Source organism: Dactylosporangium sp. NPDC051541, assembly GCF_044454505.1.
Taxonomy (GTDB): Bacteria; Actinomycetota; Actinomycetes; order Mycobacteriales; family Micromonosporaceae; genus Dactylosporangium.
The window spans coordinates 872,029-890,861 of the sequence record NZ_JBITDU010000004.1; the positions used below are offsets into that span (position 1 = coordinate 872,029).

17 protein-coding genes, 1 pseudogene and 1 riboswitch are annotated in these 18,833 nt (G+C 71.3%); of the genes and pseudogenes, 15 read left to right on the forward strand and 3 right to left on the reverse strand.

Annotated elements, in window-relative coordinates; genetic code table 11:
* Nucleotides 1-35 precede the first annotated feature (35 nt).
* On the reverse strand, nt 36-2,861 hold the full coding sequence (gcvP, locus tag ACIA8L_RS23590) for an aminomethyl-transferring glycine dehydrogenase (RefSeq protein WP_395907893.1): 2,826 nt from the start codon (nt 2,859-2,861) through the stop codon (nt 36-38).
* 77 nt (nt 2,862-2,938) lie between these two features.
* A riboswitch (glycine riboswitch) is annotated at nt 2,939-3,041 on the reverse strand.
* A 31-nt stretch (nt 3,042-3,072) separates the two neighbouring features.
* Between gcvP and ACIA8L_RS23595 the strand changes: the two are divergent.
* The 3 genes and pseudogenes from ACIA8L_RS23595 to ACIA8L_RS23605 form a co-directional block, all read left to right on the forward strand.
* Nucleotides 3,073-3,732 (forward strand): annotated as a pseudogene (locus tag ACIA8L_RS23595) (DNA polymerase beta superfamily protein); the annotation flags it as partial.
* A 45-nt stretch (nt 3,733-3,777) separates the two neighbouring features.
* Nucleotides 3,778-4,524, forward strand: a complete 747-nt coding sequence (locus tag ACIA8L_RS23600; protein ID WP_395908069.1) for a DNA polymerase beta superfamily protein — start codon at nt 3,778-3,780, stop codon at nt 4,522-4,524.
* 6 nt (nt 4,525-4,530) lie between these two features.
* On the forward strand, nt 4,531-5,121 hold the full coding sequence (locus ACIA8L_RS23605; protein WP_395907895.1) for a class I SAM-dependent methyltransferase: 591 nt from the start codon (nt 4,531-4,533) through the stop codon (nt 5,119-5,121).
* Here the strand turns inward: ACIA8L_RS23605 and ACIA8L_RS23610 are convergent.
* Entirely contained in the window at nt 5,114-8,806 is a 3,693-nt protein-coding gene (locus ACIA8L_RS23610; protein ID WP_395907897.1) for an NACHT domain-containing protein, read from the reverse strand. The genes ACIA8L_RS23605 and ACIA8L_RS23610 overlap by 8 nt on opposite strands.
* A 158-nt stretch (nt 8,807-8,964) precedes the next feature.
* Nucleotides 8,965-9,972 carry a hypothetical protein gene (locus ACIA8L_RS23615; protein WP_395907899.1) on the reverse strand — a complete coding sequence of 336 codons (1,008 nt, stop codon included), beginning with the start codon at nt 9,970-9,972 and terminating at the stop codon, nt 8,965-8,967.
* Nucleotides 9,973-10,045: 73 nt separating this feature from the next.
* Here ACIA8L_RS23615 and ACIA8L_RS23620 point away from each other — a divergent pair, with 73 nt between their 5' ends.
* The 12 genes from ACIA8L_RS23620 (at nt 10,046) to ACIA8L_RS23675 (ending at nt 18,651) form a co-directional block, all read left to right on the forward strand.
* Complete coding sequence (locus tag ACIA8L_RS23620) at nt 10,046-10,654, forward strand: CDP-alcohol phosphatidyltransferase family protein (protein ID WP_395907901.1); 609 nt, start codon at nt 10,046-10,048, stop codon at nt 10,652-10,654.
* Between the two features lie 29 nt (nt 10,655-10,683).
* The gene (locus ACIA8L_RS23625; RefSeq protein WP_395907903.1) at nt 10,684-11,508 is read left to right on the forward strand and encodes a DUF881 domain-containing protein; all 825 of its coding nucleotides are present in this window, start codon (nt 10,684-10,686) and stop codon (nt 11,506-11,508) included.
* Nucleotides 11,505-11,837: a small basic family protein gene (locus ACIA8L_RS23630; RefSeq protein ID WP_395907905.1), complete on the forward strand. Its 333-nt coding sequence runs from the start codon at nt 11,505-11,507 to the stop codon at nt 11,835-11,837. Before ACIA8L_RS23625 ends, ACIA8L_RS23630 begins: the two co-directional genes overlap by 4 nt.
* 2 nt (nt 11,838-11,839) lie before the next feature.
* Nucleotides 11,840-12,532 (forward strand): DUF881 domain-containing protein, encoded by a 693-nt coding sequence (locus ACIA8L_RS23635; protein ID WP_395907907.1) that lies wholly within the window; start codon nt 11,840-11,842, stop codon nt 12,530-12,532.
* A 28-nt stretch (nt 12,533-12,560) separates the two neighbouring features.
* Nucleotides 12,561-12,941 carry a glycine cleavage system protein GcvH gene (gcvH, locus tag ACIA8L_RS23640; RefSeq protein WP_395907909.1) on the forward strand — a complete coding sequence of 127 codons (381 nt, stop codon included), beginning with the start codon at nt 12,561-12,563 and terminating at the stop codon, nt 12,939-12,941.
* A 137-nt stretch (nt 12,942-13,078) separates the two neighbouring features.
* Nucleotides 13,079-13,519, forward strand: a complete 441-nt coding sequence (locus tag ACIA8L_RS23645) for an FHA domain-containing protein (RefSeq protein WP_395907911.1) — start codon at nt 13,079-13,081, stop codon at nt 13,517-13,519.
* Between the two features lie 77 nt (nt 13,520-13,596).
* Complete coding sequence (locus ACIA8L_RS23650) at nt 13,597-14,244, forward strand: MerR family transcriptional regulator (RefSeq protein WP_395908071.1); 648 nt, start codon at nt 13,597-13,599, stop codon at nt 14,242-14,244.
* A 192-nt stretch (nt 14,245-14,436) separates the two neighbouring features.
* Nucleotides 14,437-14,901 (forward strand): bifunctional nuclease family protein, encoded by a 465-nt coding sequence (locus tag ACIA8L_RS23655; RefSeq protein ID WP_223093836.1) that lies wholly within the window; start codon nt 14,437-14,439, stop codon nt 14,899-14,901.
* A gap of 299 nt (nt 14,902-15,200) precedes the next feature.
* The gene (locus tag ACIA8L_RS23660) at nt 15,201-15,821 is read left to right on the forward strand and encodes a MerR family transcriptional regulator (protein ID WP_395907912.1); all 621 of its coding nucleotides are present in this window, start codon (nt 15,201-15,203) and stop codon (nt 15,819-15,821) included.
* 79 nt (nt 15,822-15,900) lie between these two features.
* Complete coding sequence (locus ACIA8L_RS23665) at nt 15,901-16,821, forward strand: GlxA family transcriptional regulator (RefSeq protein ID WP_395907914.1); 921 nt, start codon at nt 15,901-15,903, stop codon at nt 16,819-16,821.
* Nucleotides 16,822-17,029: 208 nt separating this feature from the next.
* Nucleotides 17,030-17,665: a DJ-1/PfpI family protein gene (locus ACIA8L_RS23670; RefSeq protein WP_395907916.1), complete on the forward strand. Its 636-nt coding sequence runs from the start codon at nt 17,030-17,032 to the stop codon at nt 17,663-17,665.
* Between the two features lie 368 nt (nt 17,666-18,033).
* The gene (locus tag ACIA8L_RS23675) at nt 18,034-18,651 is read left to right on the forward strand and encodes a DUF2461 domain-containing protein (RefSeq protein ID WP_395907918.1); all 618 of its coding nucleotides are present in this window, start codon (nt 18,034-18,036) and stop codon (nt 18,649-18,651) included.
* The last annotated feature ends 182 nt before the right edge of the window (nt 18,652-18,833 follow it).

An 18,833-nucleotide genomic window follows, 5' to 3' on the forward strand; every position in this document is an offset into this window, starting at 1 on the left:
GTCACCGAACGTAATCACGAAGCAAAGTTAAACAACTACTCCTCGTAAGCGGAGGCCGGTGGGCACGAGCACACCAGGTTTCGGTCCCCGTAGCTGTCGTCGATCCGGCGGACCGGCGGCCAATACTTCGCCTCCCGCGCGGCCGCGCTCGGGTAGGCGGCCACCGAACGCGGATACGCGTGCGGCCACTCGTCGGCCGTGACCACCGCCGCCGTGTGCGGCGCGTTGGCGAGGGGGTTGTCGCCGGCGGGCCAGTCGCCCGCCGCGACCCGGTCGATCTCCGCCTTGATCGCGATCATGGCGTCGCAGAACCGGTCCAGTTCTCCCAGGTCCTCGCTCTCCGTCGGCTCGACCATGAGCGTCCCCGCGACCGGGAACGACATCGTCGGCGCGTGGAACCCGTAGTCGATCAGCCGCTTGGCCACGTCCGCGACCGTCACGCCGGACGCCCGGGTGATCCCGCGCAGGTCCAGGATGCACTCGTGGGCGACCAGGTGCTCGGCCCCGCTGTACAGGACCGGGTAGTGCTCCCGCAGCCGCGCCGCCACATAGTTCGCGGCCAGGACCGCCGTCGCCGTCGCCTTCGCGAGGCCGTCCGGGCCCATCAGCCGCAGGTATGCCCACGGGATCGGCAGGATCCCGGCCGAGCCGTAGGGCGCCGCCGACACCGGCCCGACCGGCGCGTCGGCCGCCAGGAACGGGTGCGACGGCAGGAACTCGGCCAGGTGCGCGCGGACCGCGACCGGGCCGACGCCGGGGCCGCCACCGCCGTGCGGGATGCAGAACGTCTTGTGCAGGTTGAGGTGCGACACGTCCGCCCCGAACTGGCCGGGCTTCGCGTAGCCGAGCAGCGCGTTGAGGTTGGCCCCGTCGACGTACACCTGCCCGCCGGCCTCGTGGACCTTGTTGCACAGCTCGGAGATGGCCGTCTCGTAGACCCCGTGCGTCGACGGGTACGTCACCATGATCGCGGCGAGCCGGTCCCGGTGCTGGTCGATTTTGACCGACAAATCCGACAGGTCGACATTGCCCATGTCATCACAGGCGACCACCGCCACCCGCATGCCCGCCATGACCGCGCTGGCCGCGTTGGTGCCGTGCGCGCTCGACGGGATGAGGCACATGTCCCGGGCGGCGTCGCCCCGGGAGAGGTGGTACGCCCGGATCGCCAGGAGCCCGGCCAGTTCGCCCTGCGAGCCGGCGTTGGGCTGCAGGCTCACCGCGTCGTAGCCGGTCACCTCGGCCAGCCAGCGCTCGAGGTCGCTGATGAGCCGCCGGTACCCCTGGGTCTGCGTGGCCGGCGCGAACGGGTGGACGTTGGCGAACTCGGGCCAGGTGATCGGCTCCATCTCGGTGGTCGCGTTCAGCTTCATGGTGCACGAGCCGAGCGGGATCATGCCGCGGTCGAGGGCGTAGTCCTTGTCCGAAAGCTTCCGGAGGTACCGCAGCATCGCCGTCTCGGAGCGGTGGCTGGAGAACACCGGGTGGCTCAGGTAGCCCGACGCGCGGCGCAGGCCGGCCGGGACCGCGTCGGCCGGGTCGAGCTCGGTCACATCGACGTGGGACAGGCCGAACGCGGCGAGCACGTCGCGCACGTGGCCGAAGGTGGTGGTCTCGTCGCAGGCGATCCCGACCCGGTCGGCGTCGATCCGGCGCAGGTTGACCCCGCGGGCCGCGGCCGCCTCGACGATCTGACCGGCCTGTGCCGGTACCACCGCGCAGATCGTGTCGAAGAACGCGTCGTGCTCGACGGTCACCCCGCCCGCGCGCAGGCCCGCGGCCAGCCGGCCGGCCATCTCGTGGGTCCGGGCCGCGATCTCGCGCAGGCCGTCGGGGCCGTGGTACACCGCGTACATGCTGGCGGTGACGGCCAGCAGGACCTGGGCGGTGCAGATGTTGCTGGTCGCCTTCTCCCGGCGGATGTGCTGCTCGCGGGTCTGCAGGGCGAGGCGGTAGGCGGGCGCGCCGGAGGCGTCCTTGGACACGCCGACGAGCCGGCCGGGCAGGGTCCGTTCGAGGCCCTGGCGGACGGAGATGTAGCCGGCGTGCGGGCCGCCGAAGCCCATCGGGACCCCGAACCGCTGTGCGCTGCCGACGGCGACGTCGGCGCCGATCGCGCCGGGTTCGCGCAGCACGCACAGGGCGAGGAGGTCGGCGGCGACGGTGACGATGGCTCCCGCGGCGTGGGCGCGTTCGATGAGCGCTTCGTGGTCTCTGACAACGCCCGACCCGCCGGGGTACTGCAGGTGCACCCCGAAGTACGCCTCAGGAAGTGCTTCGACGGTCAGGTCGAGGACCTTGACCTCGATGCCGAGGGGTTCGGCGCGGGTCTGGATGACGGCCAGGGTCTGCGGGAGCACGTCGGCGTCCACGACGTACACCTCGGATTTGACCTTGGAGGAGCGCCGCGCCAGGGTCATCGCCTCCGCGGCCGCGGTCGCCTCGTCCAGCAGCGACGCGCCCGCGACGGGCAGCCCGGTGAGGTCGGCGACGACGGTCTGGAAGTTGAGCAGTGCCTCCAGTCGGCCCTGCGAAATTTCCGGCTGGTACGGCGTGTAGGCGGTGTACCACGACGGGTCCTCGAGGACATTGCGCATGATCACCGGGGGTGTGTGCGTCCCGTAGTACCCGAGGCCGATCATCGACACGAGGGTCCGGTTCGCCGACGCGAGCGCGCGCAGCTCGGCCAGGACGTCGGCCTCGGACGCGGCGGGCGGGAGGTCGAGCGGCTGATGCCAGCGGATCGACCCGGGGATCGCGGCGGACATGAGGTCCTCGACCGTCTCATATCCGACGGTCTTGAGCATGCGGGCCTGCTCGTCGGCGCTGGGGCCGATGTGACGCGCGGCAAAACTGGTCATAGCCACACTCTCTGGATCGCGGGACAGGGGCGTTGGCGCTACTGGCCCTCCCCCTCTGTCGCAGACTCCAGAGGTGCCAACCCGCCGCGGTCCTTTTGCCTGAGAGGTTCCGGGGAGGATTTGCCCCTTCGGCGCCGCTGAGCGATGGGCGTGCCCAGAGGTCTCTCCCGCGCGGGTGTTCGGCAGCCCTACCCTACCAACTGTGCAGGACTTGACCATCGTGGCGAAGCACACGATCTACTCGGCGATCGTCGGCTCGCGGGCCTACGGCCTGGACGGCCCGGAGTCGGACACGGACCGCCGCGGGGTGTACCAGACGCCGACGGCGGCGTTCTGGAGCCTCGACAAGCCGCCCACGCACGTCGAGGGCCCGCTGCCGGAGCAGTTCTCGTGGGAGGTCGAGCGGGCCTGCACCCTGGCCCTGCAGGCCAACCCGACGGTGTGGGAGTGCCTGTCGTCGCCGCTCGTCGAGCACGTCACCGACGCCGGCCGGGCGCTGCTGGACCTGCGCCCCGCGTTCCTGTCGATCCGGGCCGCCCGCACCTACGGCGACTACGCCCGTGACCAGCTCAACAAGCTCACCAGCGTCCGCGCCCGCACCGGCGAGGTGCGCTGGAAGCAGGCGATGCACATGGCCCGCCTGCTGCGCGCCGGCGCCCACGTCCTGCGCACCGGCGAGGTCCTGGTCGACGTGTCGCACCTGCGCGACGAGCTCCTGGCGATCCGCCGCGGCGACGTGAGCTGGGCGGACTTCCAGGCCCTGTCCACCGCACTGGCGGCCGACCTGGCGGCGGCGGAGACCGGGTCGAAGCTGCCGGAGGAGCCCGACCGCGCGGCCGTGGAGTCGTTCCTCATCTCCTTGCGCGGGGGTACGGCACCGCGGCGTTCCCCCGCTCGCGTCGCCGAGCACCCGCCGATCCCGGAGGGCATCCCGTCCTGGGCCGGCGCGGTCGCCGACGAGCACCCGTATCCCCTGGCATTCGCCACGGTGAGCGGCGCGCACCTGTACGGGTTCGCGTCCGTCGACTCCGACCTCGACCTGCGCGGCACCCACATCCTCCCCCTCGACCAGGTGGTGGGCCTGAAGACGGGCCCGGACACGGTCGAGTCCGGCGGCGTCCGCGAGGGCATGGAGCTCGACGTGGTCAGCCAGGAGCTGGCGAAGTTCATCCGCCTCCTGCTGCGCCCCAACGGCTACGTCCTCGAGCAGCTCCTCTCCCCCTTGGTCATCCGCACGAGTGAACTGCACGACGAACTGAGGGCCCTGGCCCCGCACTGCCTGACCCCCGAGCACGCCCGGCACTACCTGGGCTTCGCCTCGGGCCAGTGGCTGCTGTACTCGAAGACCGGCGAGCTGAAACCGGCCCTCTACACCCTGCGCGTCCTGCACACCGGCATCCACCTGCTGCGCACCGGCGAGGTCCAGGCCGACCTGCGGGTCCTCAACACCCTGCCGTACGTCCCCGACCTCATCGAGGCCAAGAAGGCCGGCGAGCACCGCACCCTCCCCGAGGGCCTGGTCCCCCCGGAGACCCTGGCCGCCGACGTGGCGCGCCTGACGGCCGAGCTGGAGTCGGCCCGCGACACCTCGAGACTCCCGGCAACTCCTTCGGCTGCGCCCGCCCTGAACGACCTCCTCATTCGCACCCGCCTGGCCCGCTGACTCGACATGAGCACCGACGAGCGGGCCGAGGCCATCACCGCATTCCACGCGTCCCTGGACGGCCCGACCTGGCGAGTAGCGGGTTGGGGCAGCCCCGAGTTGCAGCGCATGCGCTTCGAGGCCCTGACCCGCACCACCGACTACACCGGCGGCACGGTCCTGGACTGGGGCTGCGGCCCCGGCGACCTGTACTTCCATCTGCGATCCCTGCACCACCCCCTCACGTACTCCGGCCTGGACCTGAACCCGGCCATGGTCGCCCTGGCGAAGACCCGCGCCGTCCCCGCCGTCACCCTCGGCCAGACCCCGGAAGGCCACCACGACTACGTCTTCCTCAGTGGCGTCTTCCAGTTCGCCGACCCGTCGGACCCGCTCTACTACCTCAACATTTTAGAACACGCGTACGACATTTCCGGGCGCGCGGTCGCCGCGAACTTCCTCAGCCCCAACCGTCCCCAGGCGGCCACGGCGGAGGACGAGCTCTACCCGGACCCGTCGGTCCTGACCAAGTTCGCCGCCGCCCTGACCGACAGGTGGCGCCTCGACCACGCCTACCACCCCCAGGGCGCCGACTTCACACTCGCCCTGCTCAGGTAGCCGACTCCCCCAGCAGCCAGGCCAGATCGCCCAGAACATCCGGATCACTCGCGGACGGTTCGGGCGGCAGGCCCAGCCGCCGCCGCACGTAGAGCTCCGGATGCCGGGATGCGTCGACCAGGTAGAGGAACCGGCCGGCGAGGCCGTACCGACGTGCGGCACGCAACAGCGCGCCGACGACCGCGGCGCTCGCCCGCGTGGCGGCCTGGACAGCTTGGTCCCCTTCGGCCCACGCCTCGGCATCCAGGACGAGCCGGGTGAGGACCTGCCGGTCGCCAACAGGCTGGCGGACCGCCTCAAGCACCGCCGCCGCCGTGTGCGGAAGCCGATCGAAGGCGGCGAGCAGCGCCACCCAGGACTCCTCGGGCAGCCGGGCCAGCCCGTCGGCGCCGCCGACCCGCTCGGCTAGCAGCGCATCAGCGGCGGGCACTTCCCGGTCCAGGAGCACACTGATGAGCGCATACTCGACGGCCGCCTCGAACGACCCCTCCAACTCCACGTCCTGGAGCGGCACCGACGCGCGTTGACGGCGGGCGGCCCGGAGCAGGGAAGCGGCGATCGGCGATCGTAGCGCATCCTCCCGTTCGCCCGAATCCGTCAGGATGGCCGGAAGCCAGCCGGCGTTGGTGGCGGCCTCCACCGCTATCAGCGCGTCGGCATCGGCGGGCAGCAGATCGGTAAAGGCGGCAGCCGACATAGGTGGTCCAGACGGTGGGAGCTCTCGGTCTTTGGCCGCTGCGCAGGCGTCGGCCCCGGCCTGGTTGAGATGGACGAACCGGAGTTCCGGGAGCGGGTCCCCTTGCCGCATCTCCAAAGCGATTTGCTCGCTGTCGATCGAGAAGCCAGCCTGTTCGAGTAGATCCAGACCGCGTTTCAGCAGTGGCAGACCGCCGTCCGTTACCGCGCGACCTACCATGAAGGTGGCGGGACCGGCGATGAGATGATCCGCCAGGCCGTCGGCTATCACCGCGGATTCGTGGATCCGGCTGTATAGAGCGCCTACGTTCACGGGCTCCACGTCGGCCGTCGGCTGGAACACGACCGCATCGCCGGATCGGGTGGCACGCACGACACTGACCAGGCCGAGCAGGGACTTGGCCGGGAACCAAGAGCGCCACAGCGACGTCAGGCGGGCCCAGTCCGAGGTGGCGTCGTCGGCGGCCAGGTCAGAGACCTCGATCCGGCCCAGCATGGCGGCGACGACCACGAGGTTCAGGGAGTAGACGGCCAGCCCGCCCAGCATCGGCGGCGCCAGATACGGAGCTTCGTCCGCGCCGTCGGTGAACCAGCGGGGCGGGGCGGCGTGCAGGACCAGAGCGAGCTGGCGGGTCACGACCGCGTGCAAGGCTGCGGGGAAGTCGGTAGGGGGCGAGATCGCCAGGCGGTGCGGAAGCCACTCCCGGAGCATCTGGGCCACGAGCGGGCGGTGGTGCACGGCCTCGAACGCGAGTGCGCCGTACCACTCGTCGCCCGGATCGGACAGGATCGCGTCGAGGTCCCCGGCCAGCAGCGGGCTGCCACGATACGCGTCGGTCCGGGCGGCCAGCATGATGATCCGGCGAAGGATCACGTCGGCCGTCAGGAACTCGCCGAACGTGTTGTGCAGGAACTCGAACGAGGCCAGCTCGCCGCGGGTCGAGTCGTCGGGGTCGCCGGAGCGGCTGCGAGACTCGTGGATGAAGAAGAAGCTGCCCAGGACCGCGTCGGCTGGGCTCAGGGTGCCGCCCTCGACGCGGCGGCGGACCTGATGATAGACGAGGTCACGGCCCAGGTCGGCGCGGCTGATGTGGACGGCGCGGCGGTTGAACATGCCGAGCGCGGCCAAGCCCAGTCGGTCGAGCTCCAGCTCGACGGCGGCTCGCCGGTCGGCTTCGGAGAGACAGCCGTGCGCGGCTGCGGCGGCCTCGCCCTTGGTGAGTTCGCGCTCCACGAAGCGGCAGAGCAGGCTGAAGTACAGCGACGTACGGTCGATGTCCGCGTGGCCGAGTTGATTGGCGTGGGAGTCGTAGATCGCCAGCAACAGCAGGAGGAGCGGCTGAGCGGCGAGGTCACCAAGCTGCGGGCCGGTGGGCGGGGCAAACGGGCGGACGCCGGCGCGCTCGAAGTAGCCGGCGTTGAGCGCGTTCCACTGCCGCGTCCACGTCTGCTGGCGGGGGAGGTTGAACTCAGCCAGGCGCAGGACCGGGGTGCCCGGCGGGACGACGGCCTTGTCGATGAGGGTGATGCGGCTGGTGATGAGCACCCGCACCGGGCGCTCCAAGGCCAGCTCGCGGGCCTGGAGGGCATGGACCTGCTGCAGGTAGTCGGCGAAGACCTGGCCGTTGGCCTGCAGAAGCTCGTCGTACCCGTCCAGGATGACGAGCACGGGGCGGTCACCGCGGCCGCGGGCGAGGGCCGGCCAGCTGACGGTCTCGCCGGAGTCGACGCGGATCTGGTGCTCGATCTGGTTCTGCACCGGTGTGCCCGGTGCGGCGTCGCGCAGCTTGAGGCGGACGACGCAGTAGCCGCCGTCGGAGAGGCGGGCGGCGAGCACCTGGGTGAGCAGCGACTTGCCCGAGCCGGGATGACCGAGGACGAGCACCGGGGCCTGGACGCTGTACGGCGAGTCGAGGGCGCGGACCACGGCCGCGGCCACATCGTCGCGGTACGGCAGATCGGCCCACAGGCGCTCGTCCTCCAGGCTGACCCGTGTGCCGGGATAGCGCAGCTCTCGGTACGCCTGCGGGATGAACGCGTCGATCCGGGCCGGATAGCGCAGGGTTGGCTCGCCGGGGCCGGGCACGAACGGGTCGACGATGATCGGCTCGGCGGCTTGCCGCTCGTACAGCAGCGCCAGCGCGGCCCAGACGTCCGCCTCCGGGCCGTCGTCCGCGCGGCCGCCCTCCAGCGCCGCGGCCAGCCGGCGCAGGCCGACATCGACGCCGTCGACGGCGGCCAGGACCCGGCTCAGGCGCTCGTCCAGCGCGGCCGCCTCGTCAACGACGAGGGACTGCGTCTTGGCGTGCTCGTAGGCGAAGGCCCAGGTGAAGAAGTCGCGGCTGGACAGCATGAGGTCGAGATACTGCGCGTAGTAGTGGCGCATCGCCAGCTCCGGCAGCGCCTCGCACGCCTCCGAGAACGCGTCCCTCGGGACGTGCGGCACGTCGTCGGCGTTGGCGAGCTTCTGGGCCATCTCACGGTACATCTGGAGCCGCTGCTGGTCCTCGTCGCGGAATCCGGCTCCGGGGTGTGGCAGCGACACCGGCGGGAGCCCGGCATAGGTATCGTCGCCGGTACCGTCCGGGTCGGCGATCCGGTGCGCTTCCGCCATGGCCGCCGCACGCTGTCCGGTGGTGAGTTCGCGGTCGGCGAGCAGCGGGCCGAGTTCCTCGCCGGCCGCCGCCCAGAACGCCGTGTAGGTGATGAGCAGGTGGCCGGCGGCCAGAGATTCGCTGCGGGCGAGGAAGCCACCGTGCCGTCCGGCGAGGCGGGCGGCGAGATTGCCGATCCGTCGCACAACGTCGCTTTTCAGATCGAACACGCCCAGAAGTGGTATCGCGCCCAGACCCAGCGCTGCCGGCGACAGGACCAGCACCGCGGTGATAAGCCCGTCGACGGCGGCAAGCATGACCTCGTCGTACTCGATCACGATCCGGCGAACATCGCGGTACGTGATCGTTGTGATCGGCTTCGATTTACGAGCCATCCGGCGAACCTACCGTTCCGAAGCCGCGTGCCGGTGGAGTCCGGGTCGTCGGCGGCACAGAACGACGGCCCGTCGACCCCGCGCGGCCCGCCGCCCCCGGCGTCGATTTTGAGGGGGTGTGGGTGGAGCTTGCTCCCACGCCGCTTCTGGAAACACAGTCAGGGGCGGCAGCGGGCGGAGTTGGGGTCGACCATCAGCAGGGAGGAGTCGACGGCTTCGAAGTCGGTGCCCTTCAATGCCTTCAGGGCGTCGAGCTGGGTGTTGCTCCACCTCGCATCGTCGGTGCCGGAGAAGTACCACGGGGAGCCGTTGTCGGCCAGGATCGCGCCGTAGGTTTTCAGGGCCTGGGCGACCGCGCGGGCCTGGGGCGGGTACTTCGAGATGTCCACCGACTGTTTCAGGCGGAACCGGGCGCCCATCGGGGGCAGGGCGGTGTCGGTGGCGTCGGCGGCGGCGTGGCGGGCCGGCCAGATGAACGTCTTGCGGGTCTTCGGGGCGGTGAAGCGGATCGCGTGGTCGACCTTCCCCGCGGCCGCCTCGTCGGCGCGTGGGAGGCCCGGGAGGATCGGCAGGCCGGCGGCGTCGGCCGACGTCCAGCCGCTCTTGCGCAACGCGTTGCTGCGCAGGTCGTACGCGGCGCCGGAGCCGGCCTTCCAGGAGCCGTCGGACTGCAGGGTGGCGTCGTACAGCTCATAGGCCCGGCACACCGAGGCGTCCTGGACGATCACGTGCTTGTCGCCGCCGGACTCCACGCGAGCGGTCTTCGGGATCGGGTACGGGCCCGGGTCGCTCTCGTCGGCGTACTGGAACGTGACCTTCACCTTCGCCTGGCCGGCCGGGACCTGGGTGAGGGGGAAGCCGAAGCCGCTGCCGAAGTCCGGGTGGGCCTTCGCCGCCGCGCCGATGCTCGCGACCCAGGCCGCCGAGTCGCGGTGGACCGGCAGCTTCGAGACGTCGGCGTGCCAGACGTTGTCGGCCGGGAAGATCGTGCACGGGCCGGCGGCCGCGCTCGCCGGGCCGGAGGACGACGGGGCCGCGCCCAGTGCGCCCCCCGCGGCTGGCAGGGCGGATGCGGCGGGCGACGATGCGGCCGGGGGCGGGGTCGCGGTGTGCGAGCATCCGGCCAGTACCAATGCCGCCGAAACAATGGCGATCGTCCGCCTCATGCCGCGGGACGCTACCCGGCCCGGTGCGAGCGCCTCCACAAGGTCACCCGTGCGGGCTGTTAGCATTCCGGGCGTGGCGGACGGGCAGGCAGACCGGCGGGGTCTCGGGCCGGTGCTCACCATCCCCAACTTCTTCACCTTCGCGCGGCTGCTCGGCGTGCCGCTGTTCCTGTATCTGTTCCTCGCCACCGACGCCACCGGGTGGGCGGTCACCGTCCTCGTCGTCGGCGGGCTCAGCGACTGGGTCGACGGGTTCCTGGCCCGGCGGCTCAACCAGACCAGCCGCCTCGGCGAGCTGCTCGACCCGCTCGCCGACCGGCTGTACATCCTGGCGACGCTGTTCGCGCTCACCTACAAGGACATCGTCCCCTGGTGGTTCACGATCGCGCTGATCGCCCGCGAGGCCGTGATGGTGCTGGTCCTGCTCGTCCTGCGGGTCCTCGGGCACGGGCCGCCGCCGGTGCACTACGTCGGCAAGACCGCGACCGCGGTGCTGCTCATGGGCTTCCCGATGATGCTGCTCGCGCACTTCAGCGACGCCGCCCGGCCGTGGGCGCAGCCGAGCGGGTGGGCGCTGCTGTGGTGGGGCATCGTCCTCTACTGGCTCGCCGCCGCGTTCTACGTCATCCAGGCCACGGTGCACGTCCGCGCGGGTCGGGCCGCGGCCGCCGGCACACCGTGACCCGACCCGAAAAATCGGATAAACCGGAAATGTCGGAAAAACGGCGTGACGACCTCCTCGGCGACCTGTTCCGCAACCCCCTAGACGCCGGCTACGCGGCCGCCGCCGAACGCCGCGGCGGCGCGCCGGCACCGAAGTCCGGGCGCTGGCTGACGGCCGCGGCGATGCTGGCCGTCGGGTTCCTCCTGGCCGTGGCCTACCACCAGGCGGTGCAGGCCGCGCCCGGCACGACCAAGGCCCGCGACGACCTCGTCGCCGACGTCCACGCCCGCCAGCAGACCGCCGACGACCTGCAGCGGCGCGCCGCCGAGCTGCGGGCCCAGGTCGACCGGGCCCGCGACGACGCCCTCGCCGACAGCGCCGGCGCGGCCCGGCTGCGCGACCTCGCGGCCGGGACCGGGACCGGGAAGGTGACCGGGGACGGTGTCGCCGTGCGGATCGCCGACGCACCCCCGCAGGTCGATCCGGTGACCGGCCGTACCGCCGAGGAGAATTTGGGTCTGGTCCTCGACCGGGACCTGCAGGACATCGCCAACGGGCTGTGGCAGGCCGGGGCCGAGGCCGTCGCCGTCAACGGGCAGCGGCTCACCGCCACCGGGACGATCCGGGCCGCCGGCGGGGTGATCCTCGTCGACTTCCGGCCCGTCACCAGCCCCTACGAGGTCACCGCGATCGGCCCGCCCGACATCACCGGCCGGTTCGAGGACTCGGCGACGGCGAAACGGTTCAAGCGGTACGTCGAGGAGTACCGGATGCAGTTCAGCGTGAGACAACGCACCGGCCTGACCCTCGACGGAGCCGGGGAGCCACCGTTGAAGTACGCCCGGACGCCCTCAGGAGGTCCCACCCGATGATTGCCGTGATCGCCCTGGTCGCCGGGGTGGCGGCCGGCATCTTCCTCGAGCCGACGGTGCCGCTCGGGCTGCAGCCGTATCTGCCGATCGCCGTCGTCGCCGCCCTCGACGCCGTCTTCGGGGCGCTGCGGGCCAAGCTCGACGGCATCTTCGACGACAAGCAGTTCGTCGTGTCGTTCGTGTCCAACGTGCTGGTCGCGGGGCTGATCGTGTATCTGGGTGACAAGCTCGGCGTGGGTGGGCAGCTGTCCACCGGCGTCGTGGTCGTCCTCGGCGTGCGGATCTTCGGCAACGTCGCCGCGATCCGCCGGCACCTGTTCCGGGCGTAGCGATGCGAAAACCCGCGAACGTGGTGATCGCGCTGCTGCTGGCCCTGCTCGGCTTCGCCGTCGCCGTCCAGTTCAAGGCCGGGGGTACTGACGCCTCGCTCTCCTCAGCGCGGCCCGAGGACCTCGTGCGCATCCTGTCGGACCTCGACGCGCAGCAGGAGCGGCTCCGGGGCGAGATCGGCGACCTCGAGGACACCCAGCGGCAGCTGGACTCCGGCGCGCAGGGCCGCGACGCCGCCCTCGCCGAGGCTCGCAAACGCGCCGACGAGCTCGGAATCCTGGCCGGAACGCTCCCGGCCGAAGGACCTGGATTGCAGATCGACCTCACGCAAGGTACCGACGCAATAAAATCCGAAACCGTGCTCGACGCGATCGAAGAACTGCGCGGTGCCGGGGCCGAGGCGATGCAGATCTCCGGTGCCGGTGGCACCGCGGTGCGCATTGTCGCCTCGACGTACTTCGTCGACGCCCCGGAGGCGGGGCGGCTCGTGGTCGACGGGACGACGATCGCCACGCCGTATACGATCACCGTCATCGGGGGCCCGGACACCATGCGGACGGCACTGAACATCCCGGGAGGGGTCGTGGACAGTGTCCGTCAGCACGGCGGTACCGTTTCCGTGCGCGAAATGGATCCGGTACACGTGAACGCGTTGCACAATGCCGGTGCGCTGCAGTACGCCAAGCCCGCCTGAATTGTTCGTTTCGACCGAAGGACTTGACGTGATTCCCGACGATCTGCGGTACACCGCCGAACACGAATGGCTCGCCGCGTCCGGCGAAGGCACCTTCCGGGTCGGCATCACGCACTACGCGCAGGACTCCCTGGGCGACATCGTCTTCGTGCAGCTGCCCGAGGCCGGCACCGCCTACGAGGCCGGCGCCGCCCTCGGCGAGGTCGAGTCGACGAAGAGCGTCTCGGAGATCTACGCCCCGGTCGCGGGCGAGGTCGTCGCGGTCAACCCGGCCCTGGAAGGGGCACCGGAGCTCATCAACTCCGACCCGTACGGCGAGGGCTGGCTGGTCGAGCTCAAGGTCACCGACCCGGCCGCCGTCGACGCGCTGCTCGACGCCAAGGCCTACGGTTCCCTGACGGCCGGCTGACATTTTCTGATTTCGCTTGCCGCGCGTCCGGTTGACCCGTGATTTCGCGCGTGACTAGGCTCGCTCAGTCAACCGTATGCACACACGGGTCTGTGATGCATCCGGGTGACCCCGACAGAAAGCCGTGAGGTGGTTCGATGACGCGCCCAGACGACGAGTTTCCCCCGCTCGACGTCACGTCCACGCTCAACCTTGGCGCCATTGAGGATGCCATCGAAGGGCCGGACAACGACGCTGTGCCCACCCGCATGTCGGGTTCCCTGCCGCCGGGCACGGCGCTGCTCGCCGTCCGCCGCGGCCCCAACGCCGGTGCCCGGTTCCTGCTCGACCACGATGTGACCACGAGCGGCCGGCACCCGGACAGCGACATCTTCCTCGACGACGTGACGGTCTCGCGCCGCCACGCCGAGTTCCACCGCGAGGGCGGCACCTTCACCGTTCGCGACGTCGGCAGCCTCAACGGCACCTACGTCAACCGGGAGCGGGTCGAGGCGGCCACACTGAGCAATGGCGACGAGGTCCAGATCGGCAAGTTCCGCCTCGTCTTCGTCGCAGGACCGCGCCCCGACGAGAGCTGAGGCGTATGACGGCGTCGGCGGCCGCCTGGAACGACGACCACACCCCGGGTGAGGACCTCACCCGGGGCGAACGTCTCATGAGCATCGGCGAGGTGCTCGCGAGCCTGCGCGGCGACTTCCCCGACATCACCATCTCCAAGCTGCGGTTCCTGGAGACCGAAGGGCTCGTCGAGCCGCGGCGCACCCCGGCCGGGTATCGCAAGTACACCTGGACCGACGTGTCCCGGCTCCGCTATGTCCTGACTGCGCAGCGCGACCAGTACCTGCCGCTGCGGGTCATCCGCGAGCACCTCGCGACCATGCGCGAGCCCCTCGCCGACGTGTCGGCGTCGGTGCCGGTCGAGTCCGTCGAGACGACCCGGCTCACCCGCGACGAGCTGCTCACGAAGTCCGGGCTGACCGAGGCGCTGCTGAAGGGCCTGGAGGACCACGGGCTGCTCAAGACCCGCCCCGGGGCCGGCTACGACGCCGACGCCCTCGAGGTCGCCACGGCGGCCGCGCGGCTGGCCGAGTACGGGGTCGAGCCGCGGCACCTGCGCGCCTACCGGGCCGCCGCGGACCGCGAGATCGGCCTCTTCAGCCAGCTGGTGACGCCCCTGACCCGGCAGAGCGGGCCCAACGGACGCGCCAAGGCGGCCGACACCGTCCACGAGCTGAGCGACCTGACCCAGCGGGTCCACGCGGCCCTCGTCCGGGCCGGGCTGCGGGAGATTCTCGGCAAGTAGGCGCTGGAACCGCCCCTTCTGGGCAAAACTTCGGTGAACGGGGTATTTCCGGCGCCGCTTCCGGCCGGTGACACCGTCGCCGCTCGTAGGCGATCTTCGCCACTCGGCACATCACACGGCCATTGCGAGTGGCACGACTGCGGTCGAGTCCGTGTAACGTGCAGGGAGAGGCAAGTCGACACGGAGGCGGCAGTGCGAGAGCTGAATGTGGTCGGAGTTCGCGTGGAGCTGCCCACCAATCAGCCCATCGTGCTGCTCAAGGAGGTCGACGGCGACCGCTACCTGCCGATCTGGATCGGTGCGGTAGAGGCCACCGCCATCGCCTACGAGCAGCAGGGCGTGAAACCGGCCCGCCCACTCACCCACGACCTGATGCGCGACATGCTGGCCGCCCTCAAGGCGCCGCTGCACGCCGTCGAGATCGTGGAGATGCGCGACAACATCTTCTACGCGGAGCTGGTGATCGGCGACAACGTCCGGGTCTCCGCCCGCCCCAGCGACTCGATCGCCCTCGCCCTGCGCGTCGGCGCCCCGATCCGCTGCGCCGACCAGGTCCTGACCGAGGCCGCCATCGTCATCCCCGACGAGCAGGAGGACGAGGTCGAGAAGTTCCGGGAGTTCCTGGAGCAGGTCCGCCCGGAAGATTTCGCCGGCTGACCTTGACCGGTCACCACGCTCCGTGTCCGGTTGGTAACAATTCGCTAACCCGCCCGTGTGACAGTGGGCGATTCGGCTGCGCTTTCGGCGAAGACGCTTGCCTTCCCAGATGCGTTCTGTAGCGTCGGTGGCGGGTCAACCGCAGGGTCCCGGCACCGTCGCCGACGGTGAACGTCCCTCGCGGGTGGACGCGCGCAAGGTTTCACGCACCGACACCCGGCGTGTCGCGGCGTTACCTCCCCGCAGACCCTCAAGGTGCGCTATAGGGTTGCGGGTGTTGACGCTGGAGGTGGGTCGCAATGCAACAGCCGCCTGATCCTGGGATACCTGGCTATGCCGCTGAGCCGGCGCCGGTGACCCCGACCACGGGCACGGGATTCGACACCTCCGAGGACGTCGGATACCGCGGGCCGACCGCCTGCCACGCCGCCGGCATCAGCTACCGCCAGCTCGACTACTGGGCCCGCACCGGACTCGTCGTCCCCTCGGTGCGCGACGCCAGCGGCTCCGGCAGCCAGCGCCTCTACTCCTTCCGCGACATCGTCGTGCTGAAGGTCGTCAAGCGCCTCCTCGACGCCGGCGTCTCCCTCCAGAACATCCGCAAGGCCATCGACACCCTGCGCTCCCGCGGTGTCGCCGACCTCGCCGGCATCACCCTCATCTCCGACGGCACCACCGTCTACGAGTGCCGCTCCCCCGAAGAGGTCGTCGACCTCCTCCAGGGCGGGCAGGGCGTGTTCGGCATCGCGATCTCCGGCGCCTTCAAAGAAATCGAAGGCACCCTGTCGCACCTGCCCGCCGAAGCCGCCACCACCGGCGAGGAGCTCCCGGCCCCGCCGGCCACCGGCAGCAGCACCGAAGACCCGTTCACCGGCGGCGACGAGCTCGCCATGCGCCGGGCCCGCCGCCGCGCGGGCTGACGCCTCGCCCGGCCGGACGTCACAAAAGGTGGGGAGCGCGTCGTTGCCGACGCGCTGAACACCCCCGAAGATCGGTCGTATGGCCGGTCAACGGGTTGATGTCATCGTCTTCGACGGCGTGCAGAGCCTCGACGTCACCGGGCCGCTCGAGGTTCTCGCCGGGGCGGCCGGGCACTACGACATCCGCATCCTCAGCGTCGACGGGCAGCCCGCACGCGCCTCCAGCGGCCTGCGGATACTGCCCGACGGTGCCCTGACCGACCCGCCTGACCTGCTGATCGTCCCCGGCGGGATCGGCACCCGCGACAGCGACCCGCGGCTCGTCGCGTGGCTGCGCGAACACGGGCCCAGTGCCGGCCGGCTCATGTCCGTCTGCACCGGCGCGTTCCTGCTCGCCGAGGCCGGGCTCCTCGACGGGCGCCGCGCCACCACCCACTGGAACCACTGCGCGGCCCTCGCCCGCCGATACCCGCGGATCACCGTCGAGCCGGAGCCGATCTTCGTCCGCGACGGACACGTCTCCACCTCCGCCGGCGTCACCGCCGGCATCGACCTCGCCCTGGCCATCGTCGAGGACGACCACGGCCGCGACCTCGCCCTCGCCATCGCCCGGCACCTCGTCATGTTCCTGCGCCGCCCCGGCGGGCAGCGGCAGTTCAGCGCCCAGCTCGCCAACCAGGTCGCCGCCCGCGACCCGCTCCGCGACATCCAGCGCTACGCCGCCGAACACCCCGCCGCCGACCTGTCCGTCCCCGCCCTCGCCCGCCGCGCCAACCTGTCCCCCCGCCAGTTCAGCCGCGCCTTCGCCGCCGAAGTCGGCACCCCACCCGGCCGGTACGTCGACCAGGTGCGCCTCGAAGCCGCCCGCCGCCTGCTCGAAGAAGGCCACGGCGGCGTCGAAGCAGTGGCCCGGACCTGCGGATACGGGACGCCGGAGGCGATGCGGCGGGCGTTCGTCCGCGACCGTCGGGCGACACAGGCCACGTCGGACGAGACGTAAACAGCCACCGCCGGCTGTCAGGCGACACAGACCTCGTCGGACAAGACGTAAACAGCCACCGCCGGCTGTCAGGCGACACAGACCTCGTCGGACAAGACGTAACCAGCCACCGCCGGCTGTCAGGCGACACAGACCTCGTCGGACGAGACGTAACCAGCCACCGCCGGCTTCGGCATCGGGACCGGCCGACTATCGGGAGCGTTTCTCAGTGCGAATTGCCATGGTGTTGTACTCCCACATGACCGCGTTGGACATCGTCGGACCATACGAGGTGCTGTCGCGACTCCCCGGCGCTTCGATCACGTTCGTGGGCGACGGCTCCGGACCTGTACCCACCGATGCTGGTAGTTTGTTTCTGGGCGGCATGTCGGACTTTTCCGATATATCAGCCGACGTGGTGGTGGTGCCGGGCGGGCCCGACGTCGCCGCCCAGCTCGCCGACACCCGGCTGCGGGAATGGCTGCGAGCCGTCGACGCCGGCGCGACCTGGATGGCGTCGGTCTGCACCGGCTCCCTGATTCTCGGCGCCGCCGGACTGCTGCGGGGCCGCCGCGCCACCTCCCACTGGCTCGTCGCCGACCGCCTGCGCGAGTTCGGCGCCGAACCGGCCCCTGAACGGGTGGTCGTCGACGGCAAGTACGCCACCGCCGCCGGTGTCTCCGCGGGCATCGACCTAGCGCTGGACCTCGCCGGCCGGATCGCGGGCCCGCAGGTGGCGCAGACGATCCAGCTGGCCATCGAGTACGACCCGCGCCCGCCGTTCACCGCCGGCTCTCCGGCGACCGCCCCGCCCGAGGTCGTCGGCTTCCTACGCGCCAACGCCCACCTGATCGTCACGTCGTGAGCGCTGTTCGCGCAGCGTGCCTCCGGCCGCGCGGCGACCGGCGCGTCGCCTCGGGCCGCGCGGCGACCGGCGCGTCGTCTCCGGCCGCGTGGTCTCGGGCCGCGTGGTCTCCGGCCGCGTGGTCTCGGGCCGCGTGGTCTCGGGCCGCGTGGTGATCGGCGCGTCGCCTCGGGCCGCGCGGCGACCGGCGCGTCGCCTCCGACCGCGCGGCGACCGGCGCGTCGCCTCCGACCGCGCGGCGACCGGCGCGTCGCCTCCGACCGCGCGGCGACCGGCGCGTCGCCTCCGACCGCGCGGCGACCGGCGCGTCGTCTCGGGCCACGTGGCCTCGGGCCGCGCGGCGACCGGCGCGTCGTAAGCTCCAGGGCGTGACGTTCCGCGGCTGGCCGGTCGAGGCCCTCGAGTTCTACGACGGGCTCGAGGCCGACAACTCCAAGACATACTGGACCGCGCACAAGACGACCTACGACGAGCAGGTCCGCGCGCCCATGACGGAGCTGCTGGCCGAGCTCGAACCGGAGTTCGGCCCGGCGAAGATCTTCCGCCCGTACCGCGACGTCCGGTTCAGCGCCGACAAGTCCCCCTACAAGACCTCCTGCGCCGCCTCCTTCGAACGCGGCGGCTACCTCCAGCTGACCGCGTCCGGCCTGGCCGCCGGCGCGGGCGCGTACATGATGGACACGCCCCGCCTGGCCCGGTTCCGCCAGTCCGTCGCCGCCGACTCGACCGGCCGCGCGCTGGAGGCCATCATCGCCGGCCTCGAGTCGCACGGCTGGTCGGTCACGTCATACGAACAGCTGAAGACCATCCCCCGCGGCTACGACAAGGATCACCCCCGCGCCGACCTGCTCCGCCACAAGGGCCTGATCGCCTGGCACCAGTTCCCGCTGCAGCCGTGGCTGGGCACCGCGAAGGCCAGGACGAAGGTCGAACACTTCCTCCGCGGCTGCCGCCCGCTGCAGGAGTGGCTCGAGGCCAACGCTTAGCCCGACCCGGTTCTCGCCTGGTTGCCACCGACGCCCTCGACCTGCGCTCCCGGCCCCGGCCGGGCGTTCAGGCCGCGCGCACAAGCCGCGCGCACAAGCCGCGCGCACAAGCCGCGCGCACAAGCCGCGCGCACAAGCCGCGCGCACAAGCCGCGCGCACAAGCCGCGCGCACAAGCCGCGC